General features: G+C 34.2%; 17 protein-coding genes and 2 riboswitches. Of the genes, 13 read left to right on the top strand and 4 right to left on the bottom strand.

The features are described from left to right. The first annotated feature begins 38 nt into the window (after positions 1 to 38). The 6 genes from BK577_RS17790 to BK577_RS17765 all read left to right on the top strand — a co-directional run bounded on the left by BK577_RS17790 (position 39) and on the right by BK577_RS17765 (position 8804). Positions 39 to 938: an AraC family transcriptional regulator gene (locus tag BK577_RS17790; protein ID WP_078434199.1), complete on the top strand. Its 900-nt coding sequence runs from the start codon at positions 39 to 41 to the stop codon at positions 936 to 938. Between the two features lie 157 nt (positions 939 to 1095). Continuing rightward, positions 1096 to 2607: an alpha-glucosidase/alpha-galactosidase gene (melA, locus tag BK577_RS17785; RefSeq protein ID WP_078434198.1), complete on the top strand. Its 1512-nt coding sequence runs from the start codon at positions 1096 to 1098 to the stop codon at positions 2605 to 2607. A 157-nt stretch (positions 2608 to 2764) separates the two neighbouring features. Continuing rightward, positions 2765 to 2877: riboswitch (SAM riboswitch) on the top strand. Positions 2878 to 2957: 80 nt separating this feature from the next. Continuing rightward, positions 2958 to 3146, top strand: a riboswitch (cobalamin riboswitch). 156 nt (positions 3147 to 3302) lie between these two features. Continuing rightward, positions 3303 to 5600, top strand: a complete 2298-nt coding sequence (gene metE, locus BK577_RS17780; RefSeq protein WP_078434197.1) for a 5-methyltetrahydropteroyltriglutamate--homocysteine S-methyltransferase — start codon at positions 3303 to 3305, stop codon at positions 5598 to 5600. A 273-nt stretch (positions 5601 to 5873) separates the two neighbouring features. Further along, positions 5874 to 6827: a ribose-phosphate diphosphokinase gene (locus BK577_RS17775; protein ID WP_078434196.1), complete on the top strand. Its 954-nt coding sequence runs from the start codon at positions 5874 to 5876 to the stop codon at positions 6825 to 6827. A gap of 180 nt (positions 6828 to 7007) precedes the next feature. Further along, complete coding sequence (locus BK577_RS17770) at positions 7008 to 7757, top strand: pentapeptide repeat-containing protein (protein WP_245823584.1); 750 nt, start codon at positions 7008 to 7010, stop codon at positions 7755 to 7757. A 375-nt stretch (positions 7758 to 8132) separates the two neighbouring features. Then, on the top strand, positions 8133 to 8804 hold the full coding sequence (locus BK577_RS17765; protein WP_078434194.1) for a serine/threonine protein kinase: 672 nt from the start codon (positions 8133 to 8135) through the stop codon (positions 8802 to 8804). 288 nt (positions 8805 to 9092) lie between these two features. Here the strand turns inward: BK577_RS17765 and BK577_RS17760 are convergent, their stop codons facing one another. Both BK577_RS17760 and BK577_RS17755 read right to left on the bottom strand, forming a co-directional pair. Beyond that, complete coding sequence (locus BK577_RS17760; protein WP_245823540.1) at positions 9093 to 9227, bottom strand: anti-repressor SinI family protein; 135 nt, start codon at positions 9225 to 9227, stop codon at positions 9093 to 9095. Positions 9228 to 9257: 30 nt separating this feature from the next. Next, positions 9258 to 9851 (bottom strand): TetR/AcrR family transcriptional regulator, encoded by a 594-nt coding sequence (locus tag BK577_RS17755; RefSeq protein WP_078434192.1) that lies wholly within the window; start codon positions 9849 to 9851, stop codon positions 9258 to 9260. A gap of 319 nt (positions 9852 to 10170) precedes the next feature. On the opposite strand from BK577_RS17755, the gene BK577_RS17750 reads away from it, so the two are divergent. The 6 genes from BK577_RS17750 to BK577_RS17725 all read left to right on the top strand — a co-directional run bounded on the left by BK577_RS17750 (position 10171) and on the right by BK577_RS17725 (position 16332). Beyond that, positions 10171 to 10740 (top strand): hypothetical protein, encoded by a 570-nt coding sequence (locus tag BK577_RS17750; protein WP_078434191.1) that lies wholly within the window; start codon positions 10171 to 10173, stop codon positions 10738 to 10740. A gap of 156 nt (positions 10741 to 10896) precedes the next feature. After that, positions 10897 to 11886 (top strand): beta-ketoacyl-ACP synthase III, encoded by a 990-nt coding sequence (locus BK577_RS17745; protein WP_078434190.1) that lies wholly within the window; start codon positions 10897 to 10899, stop codon positions 11884 to 11886. 42 nt (positions 11887 to 11928) lie between these two features. Next, a complete protein-coding gene (locus BK577_RS17740; protein ID WP_078434189.1) occupies positions 11929 to 12921 on the top strand; it encodes an NAD-dependent epimerase/dehydratase family protein in 993 nt (330 codons plus the stop codon). Next, a complete protein-coding gene (locus BK577_RS17735) occupies positions 12911 to 13762 on the top strand; it encodes an MBL fold metallo-hydrolase (RefSeq protein ID WP_078434188.1) in 852 nt (283 codons plus the stop codon). Before BK577_RS17740 ends, BK577_RS17735 begins: the two co-directional genes overlap by 11 nt. Next, a complete protein-coding gene (locus BK577_RS17730; RefSeq protein ID WP_078434187.1) occupies positions 13755 to 15077 on the top strand; it encodes a F390 synthetase-related protein in 1323 nt (440 codons plus the stop codon). The genes BK577_RS17735 and BK577_RS17730 overlap by 8 nt, the downstream gene beginning before the upstream one ends. An 88-nt stretch (positions 15078 to 15165) precedes the next feature. Then, positions 15166 to 16332 carry a glycosyl hydrolase family 18 protein gene (locus BK577_RS17725; RefSeq protein ID WP_245823539.1) on the top strand — a complete coding sequence of 389 codons (1167 nt, stop codon included), beginning with the start codon at positions 15166 to 15168 and terminating at the stop codon, positions 16330 to 16332. A 51-nt stretch (positions 16333 to 16383) separates the two neighbouring features. Here the strand turns inward: BK577_RS17725 and BK577_RS26645 are convergent, their stop codons facing one another. Next, positions 16384 to 16515: a hypothetical protein gene (locus BK577_RS26645; protein ID WP_281252615.1), complete on the bottom strand. Its 132-nt coding sequence runs from the start codon at positions 16513 to 16515 to the stop codon at positions 16384 to 16386. Positions 16516 to 16619: 104 nt separating this feature from the next. Then, on the bottom strand, positions 16620 to 16781 hold the full coding sequence (locus BK577_RS25795; protein WP_139367381.1) for a Fur-regulated basic protein FbpA: 162 nt from the start codon (positions 16779 to 16781) through the stop codon (positions 16620 to 16622). 165 nt (positions 16782 to 16946) lie between these two features. Between BK577_RS25795 and BK577_RS17720 the strand changes: the two genes are divergently transcribed. Beyond that, positions 16947 to 17738 (top strand): rhamnogalacturonan acetylesterase, encoded by a 792-nt coding sequence (locus BK577_RS17720; RefSeq protein WP_078434186.1) that lies wholly within the window; start codon positions 16947 to 16949, stop codon positions 17736 to 17738. The last annotated feature ends 93 nt before the right edge of the window (positions 17739 to 17831 follow it).

The raw sequence follows: 17831 nt of genomic DNA, 5'->3' as shown, positions 1-17831 counted from the left end.
GGTTACGAAAATACGATCGATTCGAATATGGAGGACATATGAGTAATTTTAGTCTTTATCAGCATGAATTACTCACCAATCACTATCATCCAAAAGTAAACGCTTATTATTTTAAACAGTGGGATTTTCATCACATGGATTTCCATGCTCATAAAGAAGTTGAGATTATGTATGTGATAAACGGTCAATGTGTAGTAGAGGCTGAGCAAGAAACGATTCAGATGAAAAAGGGGGATGTGATTCTCCTTGATGCAAATGTTCCCCATCGTTTACTTGTTGAAGAAGGTAGCCCGTGTCGAATGTTAAACATTGAATTCACTTTTGTTTCAAAAGTGGAAAGTTTTCCATCGATAAAGGAATTAACCGACCATTCCGTTAGTTTAAATCGATTTCTAGTATTAAAAAGACCATATGTTGTTTTTAAGGACCCGGATGAGATTTATCATTCTTTAAAGACTTTAGTTTTGGAACTTGATAATGAAAGATCTATACAAGATCCGATGGTCTATTTATTATTTAGTCAGCTTTTAATTCAGCTATCGAGAATGATCATTAACAAGGATGAAAATGAGCAATATGACTTAAGTCAGCAATCAAATGTTTATGTGAAACAAGCGGTTGATTACCTTCATCAAAATTATGATCGTGATATCCAAATCAAAGATGTTGCCATAGCGGTGAGCCTTCATTCAGGCTATCTGCACCGTATTTTTAAACAACAAATGAAGTGTACGATTTTGGACTATTTAACCAGGCTCAGAATCCAAAAAGCAAAAATGTTGTTAAAAGAAACAGAGATACCTGTAATTGAGATTACACATTATGTTGGTGTAAATAGTCGTCAATATTTTAGTATGTTATTTAAAAAATATACAGGGCAAACTCCTAATGAATACAGAAAATTAGCAAAAAAGTCAATTCAAAAAATAAATTACTGAATTTGGGATGGCCAATGGAATGGTCATCCTATTTTTATATTATAAAAGTTAGGATTTTTGACATGAAATCCTTTGAGAAAGTTATGATATTGGAAACGTATTCAATCTTCTGTTGTTAAAATGATAATAATAAAATGAAAAGGAGTGCTTTCTTTATATGTCATTTAAAATTTCTTTTATCGGCGCAGGAAGTATAGGGTTTACTAGAGGACTTTTACGTGATTTGTTATCTGTATCTGAATTTCAAGATATTGAAGTATCTTTTACAGATATTAATCCTTCAAACCTTCAAATGGTAACAGAACTGTGTCAACGCGATATTAATGAAAATGGATTGGATATAAAGATTCATGCTACAACTAATCGCAAGGAAGCCTTAAGAGGAGCAAGATATATTTTTTCGGTTGTAAGAATCGGTGGACTTGAGGCCTTTGGATTAGATATTGATATCCCACTTAAGTATGGAATCGATCAGTGTGTTGGTGATACATTGTGTGCTGGTGGAATTATGTACGGTCAACGCGGAATTGCAGAAATGTTGGAGATTTGTAAGGATATTAGAGAAGTAGCAGAGGAGAATTGTATCCTTTTAAACTATGCAAATCCAATGGCTATGATTACTTGGGCTTGTAATGTATATGGCGGTGTGAAAACAATCGGACTTTGTCATGGAGTTCAAGGCGGACATAGACAAATTGCAGAAGTGTTAGGCTATAAAAAAGAAGAGATCGACATTATTTGTGCAGGGATCAATCATCAAACTTGGTACATTAGTGTGAAACATCAGGGAGAAGATTTAACAGGAAATCTTTTAGAAGCATTTGAGGAACATCCTGAGTTTCGTAAAACAGAAAAAGTTAGAATTGATATGTTAAGGAGATTTGGCTATTACTCTACAGAATCAAATGGACATTTAAGTGAATATATCCCATGGTATCGAAAACGCACGGATGAGATTAAGGAATGGATAGATTTAGGCTCATGGATAAATGGTGAAACAGGTGGATATTTACGTGTGTGCACAGAGGGAAGGAATTGGTTTGAGACAGATTTCCCAAATTGGATGAAGGAGCCTTCTCTTACATATAAACAGGAGAACCGCAGTGAGGAACATGGTTCGTACATTATTGAAGGACTTGAAACAGGAAGAGTTTATCGAGGACATTTTAATGTAGTGAATAACGGGGTTATCACAAATCTTCCTGACGATGCAATAATTGAAGCCCCAGGTTATGTCGATCGAAATGGAATCAATATGCCACATGTAGGTGATCTTCCGCTTGGGTGTGCTGCTGTATGTAATGTGAGTATTTCTGTTCAACGATTAGCAGTGGAAGCAGCTGTTAAGGGAGATGACTTTCTATTACGTCAAGCGATGATGATGGACCCATTAGTAGGAGCGGTATGTAATCCGAAAGAAATATGGCAAATGACAGATGAACTATTAGTTGCACAGGAAAAATGGTTACCACAATATTCTAAAGCAATTTCGGAAGCAAAATATCGTCTCGAAACAGAACAACTTATCCCAACGAAAAATTATAAAGGTGCTGCTCGATTAAAAATTAAAACAGTCGAAGAAATGGCTGAAAATAAAGAAGAAGCAACGAAAAATGCAAGTGCTGCAGATAAGGCAAAAGAACGGCCTTCATCAGTGGGGGAATTATAATTTTAAGAAATTAAACGAAAAGTAAAAATGCTCACGATTCTACTATTTACTTGAAATATTATTTTAAATTGGTGAAATAATGAAAATCTTTTTGACAGTTTTACCTTTCTCATGCTAATATGCTATTAAATTCAAAATATCATTAATTATCAAAATACTCTTATTCAGAGTGGCGGAGGGACTGGCCCGATGAAGCCCGGCAACCATTCAACTTTTATTCGTTGAAAAGGTGCTAATTCCTGCAAAGTGTATGGCTTTGACAAATAAGAGGGGATTTCATTGAAATGAAGACCTCTCTATTTAAAATAGAGAGGTCTTTTAGATACTAGAAGAAGAAATCGTCTGAAAATTACATATCAAATGTAACAGGTGCTGTGAATACTATCACAGCTTAAAAGGGAAGTTCGGTGAAAATCCGGCACGGTCCCGCCACTGTAATGGGGAGCAACTTATTAATAACCACTATTTCAATATGAAATGGGAAGGAATAAGAAGCCATGAACCTAAGTCAGGAGACCTGCCTGTTATATGCGCTTGTACCTACGGATGTATAGGGAGGAGTGAGGAATACGTGTTGAGAAAGCCGGAATGTCTCAACTCTAGTTAGCTATGCGTATGAATCTCTCTTTTCTAATTTGAAAAGAGAGATTTTTTGTTTGGGGCAATAATACAAATGATAGGAGTGCATGAATACAATGAGTCAAATACAAAGCTCGAACTTAGGATATCCCCGTATTGGTGAAAAACGTGAATGGAAAAAGGTGCTTGAACAATACTGGGCAGGTAATCTTGATAAAGGGACTTTTATAAACCAAATGGAAGAGATCCGCTTACAACATCTAAAAAAACAAAAAGAGCAAGGTATTGATTTAATTCCGATAGGAGATTTCAGCTTTTATGATCATGTTCTTGATACAGCTGTAATGTTTGGTCTTGTTCCAGATCGCTTTGATTACACGACTGGCCCAGTTTCTTTAGAAACATATTTTGATATGGCAAGAGGTAATAAAGGTGCAGTTGCTTGTGAAATGACAAAATGGTTTAACACAAATTATCACTATATTGTGCCTGAGTTAAATAATGCTGAGCCTAAACTTGTGGAAAACCGTCCACTTACATTTTATAAAGAAGCAAAACAGAAGTTGAATATTGAAGGAAAACCAGTCATTTTAGGTCCGGTGACTTTTGTAAAACTATCAAAAGGATACAAAAAGTCTGAGTTTCATGATTTAGTAAAGAGATTTGTCCCGCTTTATGCTGAAATCCTGCAGCAATTACAAACAGAAGGTGTCCAGTGGGTTCAAATCGATGAACCAATAGTAGCGACAAATATTACTTATGAAGAGCTTGAACTGCTCCGTGAAGTCTATCAGCAGTTACATGAAGCAGCACCAAATGTTCATGTGATTTTACAAACGTATTTTGATCATATTGAATATTTCAAAGAAGTTTGTTCATTACCAGTTCATGGTATAGGACTTGATTTTGTCCATGATGGCGGCCATCACCTTAATGCTTTAAAAAGCTTTGGTTTTCCGAATGATAAAGTGTTAGCAGCTGGTGTAGTCAATGGCCGTAACATTTGGCGCTGTAAACTCGAAGAGCAACATTCACTTTTGACAGAAATATCAGAGTTTGTGTCAAACGACCGTTTAATCGTCCAACCTTCATCAAGTTTGTTACATGTACCAGTAACTGTAAAAAATGAAGAAGCACTTGATGAGGTTCTCAAAAATGCCCTATCCTTTGCTGATGAAAAAATAAATGAAGTTGTTGTCTTAACAAAAGCAATAAATAATGGCATTGAATCCATACAAGAACAACTGAAAGAGAGTACTACAGCTATTCAATCTTTAAACCATTCTTCTTTTAGAAACAATTCGGATGTACAAGATGCGATAAAAAACATTCATGTATATGATGTAGGCCGGAGAGCGGATTTTTCGGTTCGTCAGGAATTACAGGCTAATACCTTTGGGTTACCAATACTTCCTACGACAACGATCGGAAGCTTTCCTCAAACAAAAGAAGTAAGAAATCAACGTTTAAAATGGCGTAAAGGTGAGTTAACCGATGCGGAATATGAGGAATATATAAAAGCAGAGATTAAAAAATGGATAGATATTCAAGAAGAATTAGGTCTGGATGTTTTGGTTCATGGGGAATTCGAACGTACAGATATGGTTGAATATTTTGGAGAAAAACTATTAGGATTCCAATTTACAAAGTTTGGATGGGTTCAATCATATGGATCACGATGTGTGAAGCCGCCACTTATCTATGGTGATGTTGATTTGAAGGAATCAATGACGGTAAAGGAAACGGTATTCGCTCAATCACTAACATCAAAACCTGTTAAAGGAATGCTGACTGGCCCGATAACTATATTAAATTGGTCATTTGTTCGTGATGATATTTCCCGTTTCGATGTGGCCAATCAAATTGCCCTGGCACTGAGAAAAGAGGTTGATAGCCTTGAGAAAAACGGTATCCGAATGATTCAAGTTGATGAACCTGCAATTAGAGAAGGATTACCTCTAAAACGTGAAAATTGGGATCGTTACCTTAATGAAGCAGTTTATGCATTTAAGCTTGCAACAACATCCGTGCAAGATGAGACACAAATTCATACACATATGTGTTATTCAGATTTTAAAAATATTATTACAACCATTGATGAGCTTGATGCAGATGTTATTTCTATTGAAACTTCAAGAAGTCACGGAGAATTAATCCAAGCTTTTGAAGAAACCACATATAATAAAGGGATTGGACTGGGTGTATATGATATACATAGTCCACGAGTGCCAAAAGTTGAGGAGCTTTTAAGAAATATTGATCGGGCACTTCAAGTGTTGGATCCAAAATTGTTCTGGATAAATCCTGATTGTGGATTAAAGACACGCGGAATAGAAGAAACGATTGCAGCGTTAAAGGTAATGGTACTAGCAGCTGAGTACACGAGAAAAAAACTGCTTGTAAACAATAGATAAAAAAAAAGTCAAAATGCGGGATCTCATTAGGTCCCGTATTTTTTACGGCCAATGACTACTTTATGAAAAAGAGTTCACAAAAAATAAAAGAATTATAGTGAAGTCTCTGTTGAATACAAACCGAATAGTGTAAAATAGGTATGTAAATTACTCATTTTGAGGCTTGTTTAAATTTCCTGTTGATTTCCGTTTCATTTAATAATGATAAAAAATCAATTCTTATCAATAACATGGCCACAAATTATAAGTCCAACTGGAGGTTTTCACTTTACCATGCCTAGTCGTTATGCAGATTCTAATTTAAAACTATTTTCGCTTAACTCTGATCCCAAGTTAGCGAGGAAGATTGCCGAAATTCTTGGGATTGAATTAGGGAAGAGTTCTGTTACTCGTTTTAGTGATGGAGAAATTCAAATTAACATTGAGGAAAGTATTCGTGGAGATGAGGTGTACATCGTCCAATCGATTAGCAATCCTGTAAATGAACATTTAATGGAACTATTAATTATGGTAGATGCCTTAAAGCGCGCATCTGCAAAAACAATCAACTTGGTTATTCCATATTACGGATATGCCAGACAGGACCGTAAAGCTAGAGCAAGGGAGCCAATTACTGCAAAGCTAGTGGCAAATCTACTTCAAAGAGCAGGCTCTACTCGTGTGATTGCTCTTGATTTACATGCACCCCAGATTCAAGGCTTCTTTGATATTCCAATAGACCATCTATTAGGTGTTCCAATCTTAGGGGAATACTTCATAAATAAGAACTTAGAGGATATTGTCATTGTTTCACCAGACCACGGCGGTGTTACACGAGCTCGTAAATTAGCAGATCGTTTGAAAGCTCCAATTGCGATAATTGATAAAAGACGTCCAAGACCAAATGTTGTAGAGGTTATGAATATCGTAGGCCATATTGAAGGGAAAACAGCAATCTTAATTGATGATATTATCGACACAGCTGGTACCATAACATTAGCCGCAAATGCACTAGTAGAGCATGGGGCAAAAGAAGTGTATGCATGTTGTACACATCCGGTTTTATCCGGCCCTGCAATTGAACGAATCCAAAGTTCTAAAATAAAGGAATTGGTTATAACCGACTCAATTACAATTCCGGAAGAAAAGCGTATTGACAAATTAGTTGAGTTATCCGTCGCGCCATTAATTAGTGAAGCGATCAAACGAATTTACGAAAAGCAATCAGTGGACGAGTTAGTGCAATAATAATGTTTAATGAAGAATTAACCGGAGATGGTAAACATACTCCGGTTATTCTTATTGTTAAAATTTCCCAGTAGAAGTAATAAGGAAGTGGAAGTTTTGAGTATAAAAGCAACAGAGTTAAAAGACCTAAGTGCAGATTGTGAAAATTGCTTTGGCTTGTGTTGTGTAGCTTTGCCTTATATGAAATCCGCAGATTTTGCCTATGATAAGGACAGTGGCATACCATGTGGTAACCTTCAGTCGGATTATCGATGTAGCATTCATAAGAATTTAAGAAGTAATGGATTTCGCGGTTGTACTGTTTACGAATGTTTCGGTGCAGGTCAAAAGGTTTCACAAGTAACATATAATGGGAATGAGTGGAAAAACAAAAAAGAAATTGCAAAAGAAATGTTTGATGTCTTCCCAATCATGCAACAACTTCATGAAATGCTTCGTTATTTATATGAAGCTCTAAATAGAAAAGAAGCAAGAGAAATACATAAAGATATACATCAAGCAATAGAACAGACTGAACACCTCACCTATTTAAATCCGAAGTCTATATTAAAAATAGATCTATTACAACATAGAGCATTTGTTAATGATGTATTAAATAGTACGAGTGTATTTGTGCGTACTACAGAAAAGAACGGTCAAAAACAAAAGGTGAAATTGAAAAAAGGAATCGAACTGATTGGCGCAAATTTAAGGGGCGCAAATCTTAGAGGAGAAAATTTAAGGGGAGCTTTTCTTATTGCATGTGATCTAAGAGATGCTGACTTAAGGTATGTTGATTTTATTGGTGCTGACCTTCGAGACGCAAATATTAGTGGAGCAAATTTAAGTGGGAGTATTTTTTTAACACAAGCGCAAATTAATTCGGCCAATGGAGATCTTCATACAAAATTACCTTCATCTTTAGATATTCCTTCCCATTGGTTAAAATAAAGAATAGATGAGAAATTTCTTTGGCTTATTCAAAATTGACTTAATGTGAAAATTCTGTTAAAATGGTAGTAAGTTAAATGAACGTTAATTCCTCCAAAGGGGAGTAGCTGTTAAACAAAGTCGTCATTTCGGGTTCATACCCCGGCTTTGTTGGCAATAATTATTGCTAGCGAGACCTTTGCCAATTGATTTTTCAATTTGGTAAAGGTCTTTTTTTAGATCTTTACCATCATCGGTAAAGGTCTTTTTCTTTTAGTAAGGAATTCTTTCTTTTAGCTTATACTATTGAATGGGAGTGAGTGAAAAGCATATTTAGCAGCATAATTAATTTCCAACAAAAACGAAATGTTACTATAGGAGAAATTGGGTGATAGTATGGAGAAAGATATATTAGTAGTAGATGAACTATTGTCACAAATAAAAATTACATCAAATACTAACAATAAACCAGTAACGATTTCAGGAAATGTTCATGATCTAAGTTGTATTGGTATTGGTACAGACGCTGCTGTTTTTCAATATGTTCATGAACCATCATATGCTTTTAAGCTATATGCAGAGGAGAAAAGGGATAAAATTCAAACAGAAGCGAAAGTCTATAAAGAATTAAATGGCTCACCTTACTTTTCCAAATGTTTTGGAGCTTATGATAGATATTTAGTATTAAGTTTTGAATCTGGTATTACACTTTATGACTGCCTACTTCAAGGTATCCATATTCCGTCACAGGCAATTGCAGATGTTGAGGATGCACGAATTTATGCACAACAACAGAATCTAAATCCAAGAGATATTCATTTGAAAAACATCTTACTTCAGAACGGCAGAGCAAAAGTAATTGATGTATCAGAATACTTAAAACCGGGAAATGATCATCGATGGGAACATTTGAAAAAAGCCTATGATGAATATTATCACTTAGTTGATGGAAAGGCGATCCCGATTTGGCTTTTGGAAACCATTCAAAGATGGTATAACCAAAGAAATAACTCTTCAATTGAAGAGTTTATAAAAGATGTATTAAAGTTAAAAGTATTTTGGAAATAAATTTGAAAGTAAGTATAAAAAGGGAGAGATAATAGCATGTTAAATAAAATACTAAAATCTTTATTAGACAAAAAATCTCATGGAAAACATAGCTCAAGTGATTTTAATCGAAGAAAATACTCAAAGCATCATCATCCATCAAAGCACGGGCATCAGTATTATAAAAGAAAAGGGAAATCTAGTGGTTTTTTTAGTTCATATAGCAGTTAATGTGAAATTCTTGAGGATTGTTCATAACGATCCTTTTTTTATGCTAATTACTAATTATACATATATGTAATAGTGAAATTAACTTTTTCGATTTTTATTTAAAAAGTTCTGAACTTCTTCTATTGACAAACCAATTTCTAAAGCAAATTTCATCAGTTTAATCCACTCTAAATCCAAACCTTCATTTTTTATCGATTCCAATGAATTCATCATGATCATCCCCATTTATATAAGGTATCGAAGTTATTGATTCTGCAAGCCATACAAAAAAAGATCTACAATTTCTCTTGCTAATTCATCAGGTTTTTTAAGTCCTTTAAAAAGACTTGTTACAGTAAGTCGTTCAATTACACCGACTAATCCATCCGCAACAATTCTCATATCAATATCTTTACGAAAATATCCATCTTTCTGTTCTGAAACCAAATTACTTGCTATTAGATCTGCAATTTGACTTTTTATATCATCAGCTTCTGTTGAAATAAAAAAGCCGATCTTGGTTAACTGATGATCCTCGTCTAAAAAGTGGAAGATAGCAGAAAGTCCAACGACTATTCTCCCTGGAAGGGTGTTTACATCTAGACCTGATTCAAGTCTGCTTTCTTTAGTTAAGTCTGTCAGCTTAGTTCGAAAATGGGAGACTAGTTCCTGAAATATAGCTTCTTTGCTATGAAAATATAAATAAAAAGTAGGTTGAGTTACACCCGCTTTTTTTACGATGGTACTAATTTTTGTTTCATGAAAGCCATTTGTAGCAAATTCATCGGTTGCAATAGAAAGTAATATCGCTTTACTTTTTACTCCAATTGAACCTTGTTTTCGTCCTCTTTGTCCCATGATGAAAAACTCCATATTGAAATTATATTACTTATGAGTATTATCTAATGAAATGAAGAAACTAGTCAAGAATTTTATACAACTGTTTGAAATTATTTAGATTGGGTGAAGTAATCATTGAAGGAAATGAACGAACATCGATATAGGGAATGAATTAGAAAAAAGAGGCGAGTAATTTTTGAATAGAAGAACAATCATTCATTCAAACTAAGTTTATATTTACTACACTTGACGTACATAAAGGAGATTAATTCAATCAAAGACAAGTTAAAAACATGATTATGCTTGACATCAATTGAGCTGTTAGGGTGGTTAGGTTATGACTATTAATGAATACTGGCAGAAAATTGAAGAAAATAATCAACAGTTAATTTCATTATTTTCTTCATTCTGGAATGAGTATTCCGGTTTTGGAACATGGCAGTTCTGGATAATTGCTTCCTTAATGATCATTCCTCTATTTCTACTTTACTTCACTGTAGATCGAGAAAGATTGTTTGAAGTATTCTTTTTTGGATACACTGTTCACGTGCTTTGGACATATATAGATATCATGATCTCAAGAAATGGTTTATTTGTTCATAAATTTTTCTTAACGCCTTTATTGCCTTATGCTCTCAACATGACTGCTTCTGCACTTCCTGTAGGATTTTTACTTGTCTATCAATATTGTACAAATCATAACAAAAGTTTTATCCTATATTCGATTGTATTAAGTGCTATTTTTGCATTTGGTTTTGCAACATTAGAAACTCAAATAGGATTCATTGAATTTAATAATGGAATGAATCAACTATTTTTATTTTTCATTGATTTTGGGATTGCAATAACTGCATATGTTTTCACAAAAATCTTGAAACAATTTAAAGCTGGTGAAAAAGTTAAATAAGATATATATTTTGGCGTTATCCTTATGGGAAACGTCCTTTTTCTTTTATTGTTAAGTAAATATCCCTCCTTAATTAGTGGAAAAAATGGTAAAATTAAGAATCTGAATCATAAAGATATAGATAAGATGGATTGGATGAATGAGGTGTAAGTGAAAATGAAACGAAAAGTAAAAATACTTGGTACTGGATCCTATGTACCTAAACGGATCGTGAATGCTCAAGAAATTGATGTAATAATTGGAAAAACAGAAGGCTGGTCTGAGAAAAAATCTGGTGTGAAACAGAGGTATTTTGTTGAGAACGAAACAGCATCATACATGGGGGCAGAAGCAGCAAAGTCAGCCATCGAAGATGCAAATATATCATTGTCAGATCTAGATTGTATTATTAGTGCAAGCGGAACAAATGAACAGGCTATACCATGTAATGCTTCATTAATACAAAAACAATTAGGTTTAGAAGACTCAGGAATTCCTTGCTTTGACTTTAACTCAACATGCCTTAGCTTTGTAACAGCTCTGGACATGATGTCATATGCAATTGATCAAAAAAGATTTCAACATGTGCTAATCGTTTCTTCCGAGATATCCTCTGTTGGTTTAAATTGGAGTCAACATGAAAGCAGTATATTATTTGGAGATGGTGCTTGTGCATTTATTTTGTCTCACAGTAATGAAGCATCGGGGATCATCGCCTCGAAAATGGAAACGTACAGTGAAGGGGCTATATTTTCAGAGATAAGAGGCGGTGGAACAAAAATTCACCCAAGAAATTATAGTGATCAATCTGCGAATGATTTTTTATTTGATATGGATGGTCGGGCAATATTTAAATTATCCTATAAAAAGTTACCTGATTTTCTAGAAGGATTGTTTCAACAAACTGGATTAACTATACATGATATGCAAATGGTCATTCCTCATCAAGCTAGTAAGTCCGCAATGAAAATTATCCGAAAAAAACTGGGTGTTAAAGAAGAGCGGTTTATGAGCATAATCGAGAATTACGGAAATGTCATAGCAGCATCTATTCCACTGGCCTTCCATGAGGCTATTGGATCTGGAAAATTGGAACGGGGAGACCTAGTATTATTATTAGGAACATCTGCAGGTTTATCTATCGGAGGTATTATTCTTGAATACTAGATTAAAAGTATTTGTAACTGAACTAAAACACGGTGATGAAATATGAAAGTGCTTGTTACAGGAGCAACAGGATTTTTAGGGTTGAAAGTAGCTAAACGCCTTGCTTCAATGGGATATGACGTAACAGGGACTGGTCGAAATGAAAAGATCGGTGACGAATTAATCAAAAATGGTATCCGTTTTGTTCCGAGTGCATTGGACAACAGAGATTTGATCTTGGCTCTTTGTGAAAAGCAGGATTATGTGATCCATTGTGGAGCACTGTCCTCACCTTGGGGAAAATACAAGGATTTTTATCAGGCAAATGTGGTTGGAACGCAGAATGTGATTGAAGGATGTTTAAAATGGAAAGTAAAACGATTAATACATATTTCAACACCAAGTATTTATTTTCATTATGACGAACGAATAGATGTAAAAGAAAATCAAGCATTACCAAGCAAATTTGTAAACCATTATGCTAAAACGAAATATCTTGCAGAGCTTGAAATCGATCGAGCATTTCAAAATGGTCTTGCGACAATTACTCTTCGGCCACGGGCTTTATTTGGACCTGGTGATCAAGCTATTTTCCCTAGATTAATTAAAGTGTGTGAAAAAGGAATGTTTCCGAAGATTGGTTCAGGGAAAGTCGAAATTGATATGACCTATATAGAAAATGTAGTGGATGCCATACTTCTCTGTTTAACATCTAGTGATGCTACACTTGGACATAAATACAATATTACAAATGGTGAACGAGTCAATTTATATAGCATGATAGAATTGGTTATGGAAAGATTAGGGAAATCCTTTACGTACAAAGAAATTTCATTTAACAAAGCGTTTTTTCTAGCAAACATGTTAGAGTATATCTCCACCTTTGTGATAGGAGGAAAAGAGCCTCTATTAACTCGATATACAGTTAGTGTATTATCACAATCACAAACACTTTCAATTGAAAAAGCCAGAGATGAATTGGGGTATGAACCGGCTATTTCGATTGAACAAGGCACAAATGAATTTATTGAATGGTGGAAAAATCATGCCAATTGAAATGCTTAAGCTCTTTGAATGCGGATATTGCACACATCCTGAAAAGATTGTTAACCCTAAAGGATCTTTAAAGAAAATGAAGTTCCCTGCAACAGTAGCATTATTGAGGCATCCAACTAAAGGGTACATTTTATTTGATACAGGATATTCAATGAAGTTTCTAGAAGCTACCAAATCATTTCCTTATTCTATATATGCAAAATTAACTCCTGTTTTTTTCTCGGAAGCACAATCGATAAAAAACCAATTATGGAATGAAGGGATTCATTCATCAGAAATACGATATATTATTCTATCTCATTTCCATGGTGACCATACAGCAGGATTAAAGGACTTTCCATCTGCGAAAATTTTAACCTTTAAAAAGGCGTATGACCATATTAGACAATTTAATAAAGTTAAAGCTTTAACAAAAGGTTGCTTAGTTTATTTACTACCTGAAGACATGGATAAAAGAATGGACTTTATTGATGAACTTCCTGAGATATCATTAAGCAGTCAGTTTCAACCGTTTCATAAAGGTTTTGATGTATTTGGGGATGGATCCCTCTTTGCTATCGATTTAACAGGCCATGCAATCGGTCAACTGGGGATTTTTGTTTCCTTGGAAAGTGGAAAAAAAGTATTACTATGTGCGGATGCAGTCTGGACTAGTCAGGCATATGAAGAGCTGCTATTTCCTCATAAAATCACTAATTTGCTCATTGAGGATGGAACGGCATATAAGAAAAACATTAATATGCTACATCAACTTTCAAAAAATTCACCTGAAATTGATATTTTGCCAACCCATTGTCAAAAGACATGGAACTTGGTGAAAGAGGGATATATATATGAATAAACTTGTACTCCTAAAACAATATCTTCTGTCAAAACATATAAGGCGTTTTTCATCAAGAAAGGCCATTCAAGTTTATCAAAATAAAAAAATTAAAAAGCATTTAGCATTTGTTTTAACACATTCTCCTTTTTATCAAAACTATTACCAGAATCATCAGCTTGAATGGGAAACTTTACCCGTCATATCTAAGCGAGAAATGATGGATCATTTTGACGAATTAAACACAGCAGGTATAACAAAAAAAGAAGCCTTTCAATTGGCAGCAAAAGCTGAGAAAACAAGGGATTTTTCTCCGAAAATCAATCATGTTTCAATTGGTTTATCCTCCGGAACAAGTGGAAATCGAGGGTTGTTTTTAGTGAGCGAAAAAGAATCAGCGATGTGGGCTGGAGAGGTCCTTGCAAAGCTGCTACCAGGAAGTCTAATGGATGAGCATAAAATCGCTTTTTTCTTACGTGCTAACAATAATTTATATGAATCAACAAAAAGTAGTAAAATAAGTTTCCATTTTTTTGATTTAGTTGAAGATCTGAAAACTCACCAAAAAAGGTTGCATGAATTGAAACCGACGATTATCATTGCACCACCATCTATGCTGCGTATGATCGCAGAGTGGAAAGGAAACAACCTCATTGATATTACTCCAGGAAAGATCATTTCTGTTGCAGAGGTTTTAGAGGATGTTGATAAAACTTTTATTGAGGAGATATTTCAACAAAATCTACATCAAGTGTATCAAGCAACAGAAGGATTTTTAGCAACAACCTGCTCACATGGAGTTTTACATATGAACGAAGATATAATAGCTATTCAAAAGGAATATTTAGATAAAGAAAAAGGGATTTTTGTTCCTATAATTACTGATTTTACTAGAAGGACACAGCCATTAATACGCTATCGATTAAATGATGTGTTAATTGAGAGGAAAACACCTTGTCCTTGTGGTTCACATTTTTTAGCCTTGGAGCGGATTGATGGCCGATGTGATGATATTTTTCATGGAATTCATGAACAAACAGGGAAGAAACATATGCTATTCCCTGATTTTATTCGGAGAGCAATCATGCTTTCATCTGATGATATACTCGAATATAAGGTAACACAGAAGGAGCTTTTTTTAATTGATATTAAGTTGAAAGTGAAGAATGAAAAGTCAGTAGCAGAAGCAATGGTTTTACAAGAATTGGAGAAATTATGGAAAGAAAACATGCTTGTCCTGCCTAAGTTTACTTTTACAGCGTACGACTTAATGGCATCCGATCGCAAAAGGAAGCGGATTGAAAATGTCATAGTTGAACTTCTTGTAAAGACGTAAGGATTTTAACTAATATTACCATCGAAAGGATGAGTGTTTTTTTGTTACGATCTTTAGGATAACTTTGTTTTTCTAAGGAGTGAAATATGTGAGGAAAAACATCATCAAAATTCTAATGATCTTGATCATATTTACAGGAGGCTTCTTCTCCGGTATCCTATATCAAAATAATAGTGAAAAGAAATCGAATGTTTCTAAGGTCTTAACAAAGGCACCAAAGTCAGAAAAAAACCCTACTTTAAAGGAAACACCCCAAATTCAAGAAGAAAAGAAAAAAGTATTAATTGGTTATGTGCAGGACTTTAGAGATCCGTCCTCAATTGACTATGCAGATCTTACACATGTGATTTTTTCATTCGCACACCCTGCAAAGGATGGACGAGTCTTATTGAACGGAGAAACAGCTAAAACGAACTTAAAGGCGATGGTAAAAAAAGCACATGAACAAAAAACAAAAGTTTTATTAGCAGTCGGTGGCTGGTATCACATTGAAGGTGGAGAGTCGTATGATTATTTTCGGGCAGCAATTTCAAACAGCACTTCACGAACAAAATTAGTAGATGAACTTATTTCACTAACAAAGACAGAAAACCTTGATGGAATAGACATTGATTTTGAACATCCGAGATCGAATGAGGATGCAGAAAACTTGAATATATTCATTCAAGCACTAGATGAAAAGTTGTCTAAGCTTGATAAAGAATTATCGATCGCCGTATATTCAAAGATTCATAGTGTAACAGGCACAGAAATTCAATCAGTAGTGTTTAAACCGGAGATGTTCAACTATGTTGATTATGTAAATATTATGGCATATGACGGACAATGGGACGGAGAATATAATGCCGCAAATTTATCTCCCTATCCATTTGCTGAAGATATTGTAGTCTACTGGTCAACATTATTTGATAAACACAAATTATCAAAAGAAAAACTGATCTTAGGTGTTCCTTTTTATGCACAACCGGAAGATGTCTCAATAAACCAAATGTCATATGGAGCCATTGTAAAAGAAAATCCGGAAAACGCTCAACGTGATACTGTAAAGATGCATGGAACAACTTATCATTATAATGGAATACAAACAATTAATAAGAAAACAGATCTAGCTCTTGATCATGGATTTGGCGGTATGATGATATGGGAATTAGGGCATGATGCTAAAGGCAATTATAGTTTAACAAGTACCATCTCAAAAGAATTGGCAAAAGAGAATGAACAACAATCTATTTTTGTTGCAAAAGTGTATGAGTGAATCAAAACAACTACATTGGGACATAAAAAAGCAAAAAAAGATAATGGGTGCTTACTCATTATCTTTTTTTACTAATTCTTCTCTCATTCTTTCATCTTCCTCGATAACACATATCCGAGTAATTTGTTCATTGAGATAATGATTGAGATAATCCATCTCTTCCTCACAGTGTTCTTTTTTCATTGATGGACCTCCTTGTCATGTTATTCTTTATCGTTTGTATGAAAAGGAGGTGCTATACCCAAAAAAATAATAGCCTTAATTATGGCCTTGATTAAATATATAAGTTAACATATATGCTTTATATCAGAATGTGTATAAAGAATCGATTTAAGCTCATTTTCGGAAGCTTCATAAAATTGTCTTCCATCAGGCATTTTAAATACATTATGGTCGATTAAGGCTGTAATAATTTCAGATTTGGATTTTTCTTTTGCAATTTCACACATTAAAATCACCTCATATTTGAAAGCGTTTACAAATATATGATATATAAATTTTATCCTCATGTCAACTCTCTTTAGTCTATTTTTTCTTTACTTTAAAGCCCTATTCAAGGTACATTTTTTATAGTGTATTTGAGAAAAATAAGGTTAAAGGAGGGGAAATCCTGATTGAAACGGAAGTTTTGGTGTTTTACTGTTATTATATTTAGTTGTTTAATGATCTTTCTGTTCCTATTTTCAGATGATTCGGTTGCTATAATGAAAAAAAGAGACAAAGATTCAATTCATATTTATCTTATTGGAGATTCGACAGTTTCCACTTATAAACCAAAGTTAGCACCTAGAATGGGCTGGGGACAAAAATTAAACGATTTTTTTCATGAACGGGTTGTTGTTCACAATGCTTCCATCCCAGGAAGAAGCTCAAAAAGCTTTTATGATGAGGGAAGATTTCAAAAGGTGAAAAGAGAGATAAGGAAAGGCGATTATTTATTCATACAATTTGGTCATAATGATGCAAAAAAGGCAGATGTCAAGCGGTACACAGATCCATTTACAACATATAAGATGTATTTAAAAAAATACATTGACGAAGCAAGGGAAAAAGGAGCAATTCCTATACTCGTTACTCCAGTTGAAAGAAGAAATTTTTCAAAGCAGGGGAACATTATAGATTCACATGGAAATTATCCTAGTGCAATGAAGGAATTAGCTGTTGAAGAAAATGTGGAACTAATAGATTTAACAACTAAAAGCAAGCAGCTATTTAATAAAATTGGACCGGAAAATACTAAAAAAATATTTTTGTGGTTGGAACCATTTGAATATAAACATTTTCCAGAAGGAAAAAAAGATAATACACATTTACAAGAACAAGGTGCATATACGATCGCCTCACTGGTTGTTGAAGGATTAGTAGAAATCAATTCACCTCTTAAAGAATATGTAAAACAAGATTAAAGTCATTCAGAGTCTGTCATAAAAGGCAGACTCTTTGTGTACGTAGAAAAATGTTCTTGTCAAACAGAGGAATTTTTTTCTTTTTCTTGAAAT

The organism is Metabacillus halosaccharovorans (assembly GCF_002019635.1).
GTDB classification, from domain to species: domain Bacteria; phylum Bacillota; class Bacilli; order Bacillales; family Bacillaceae; genus Metabacillus; species Metabacillus halosaccharovorans.
Note: the sequence above shows the minus strand (reverse complement) of the source record. Positions and strands in the feature narration are given on the sequence as shown.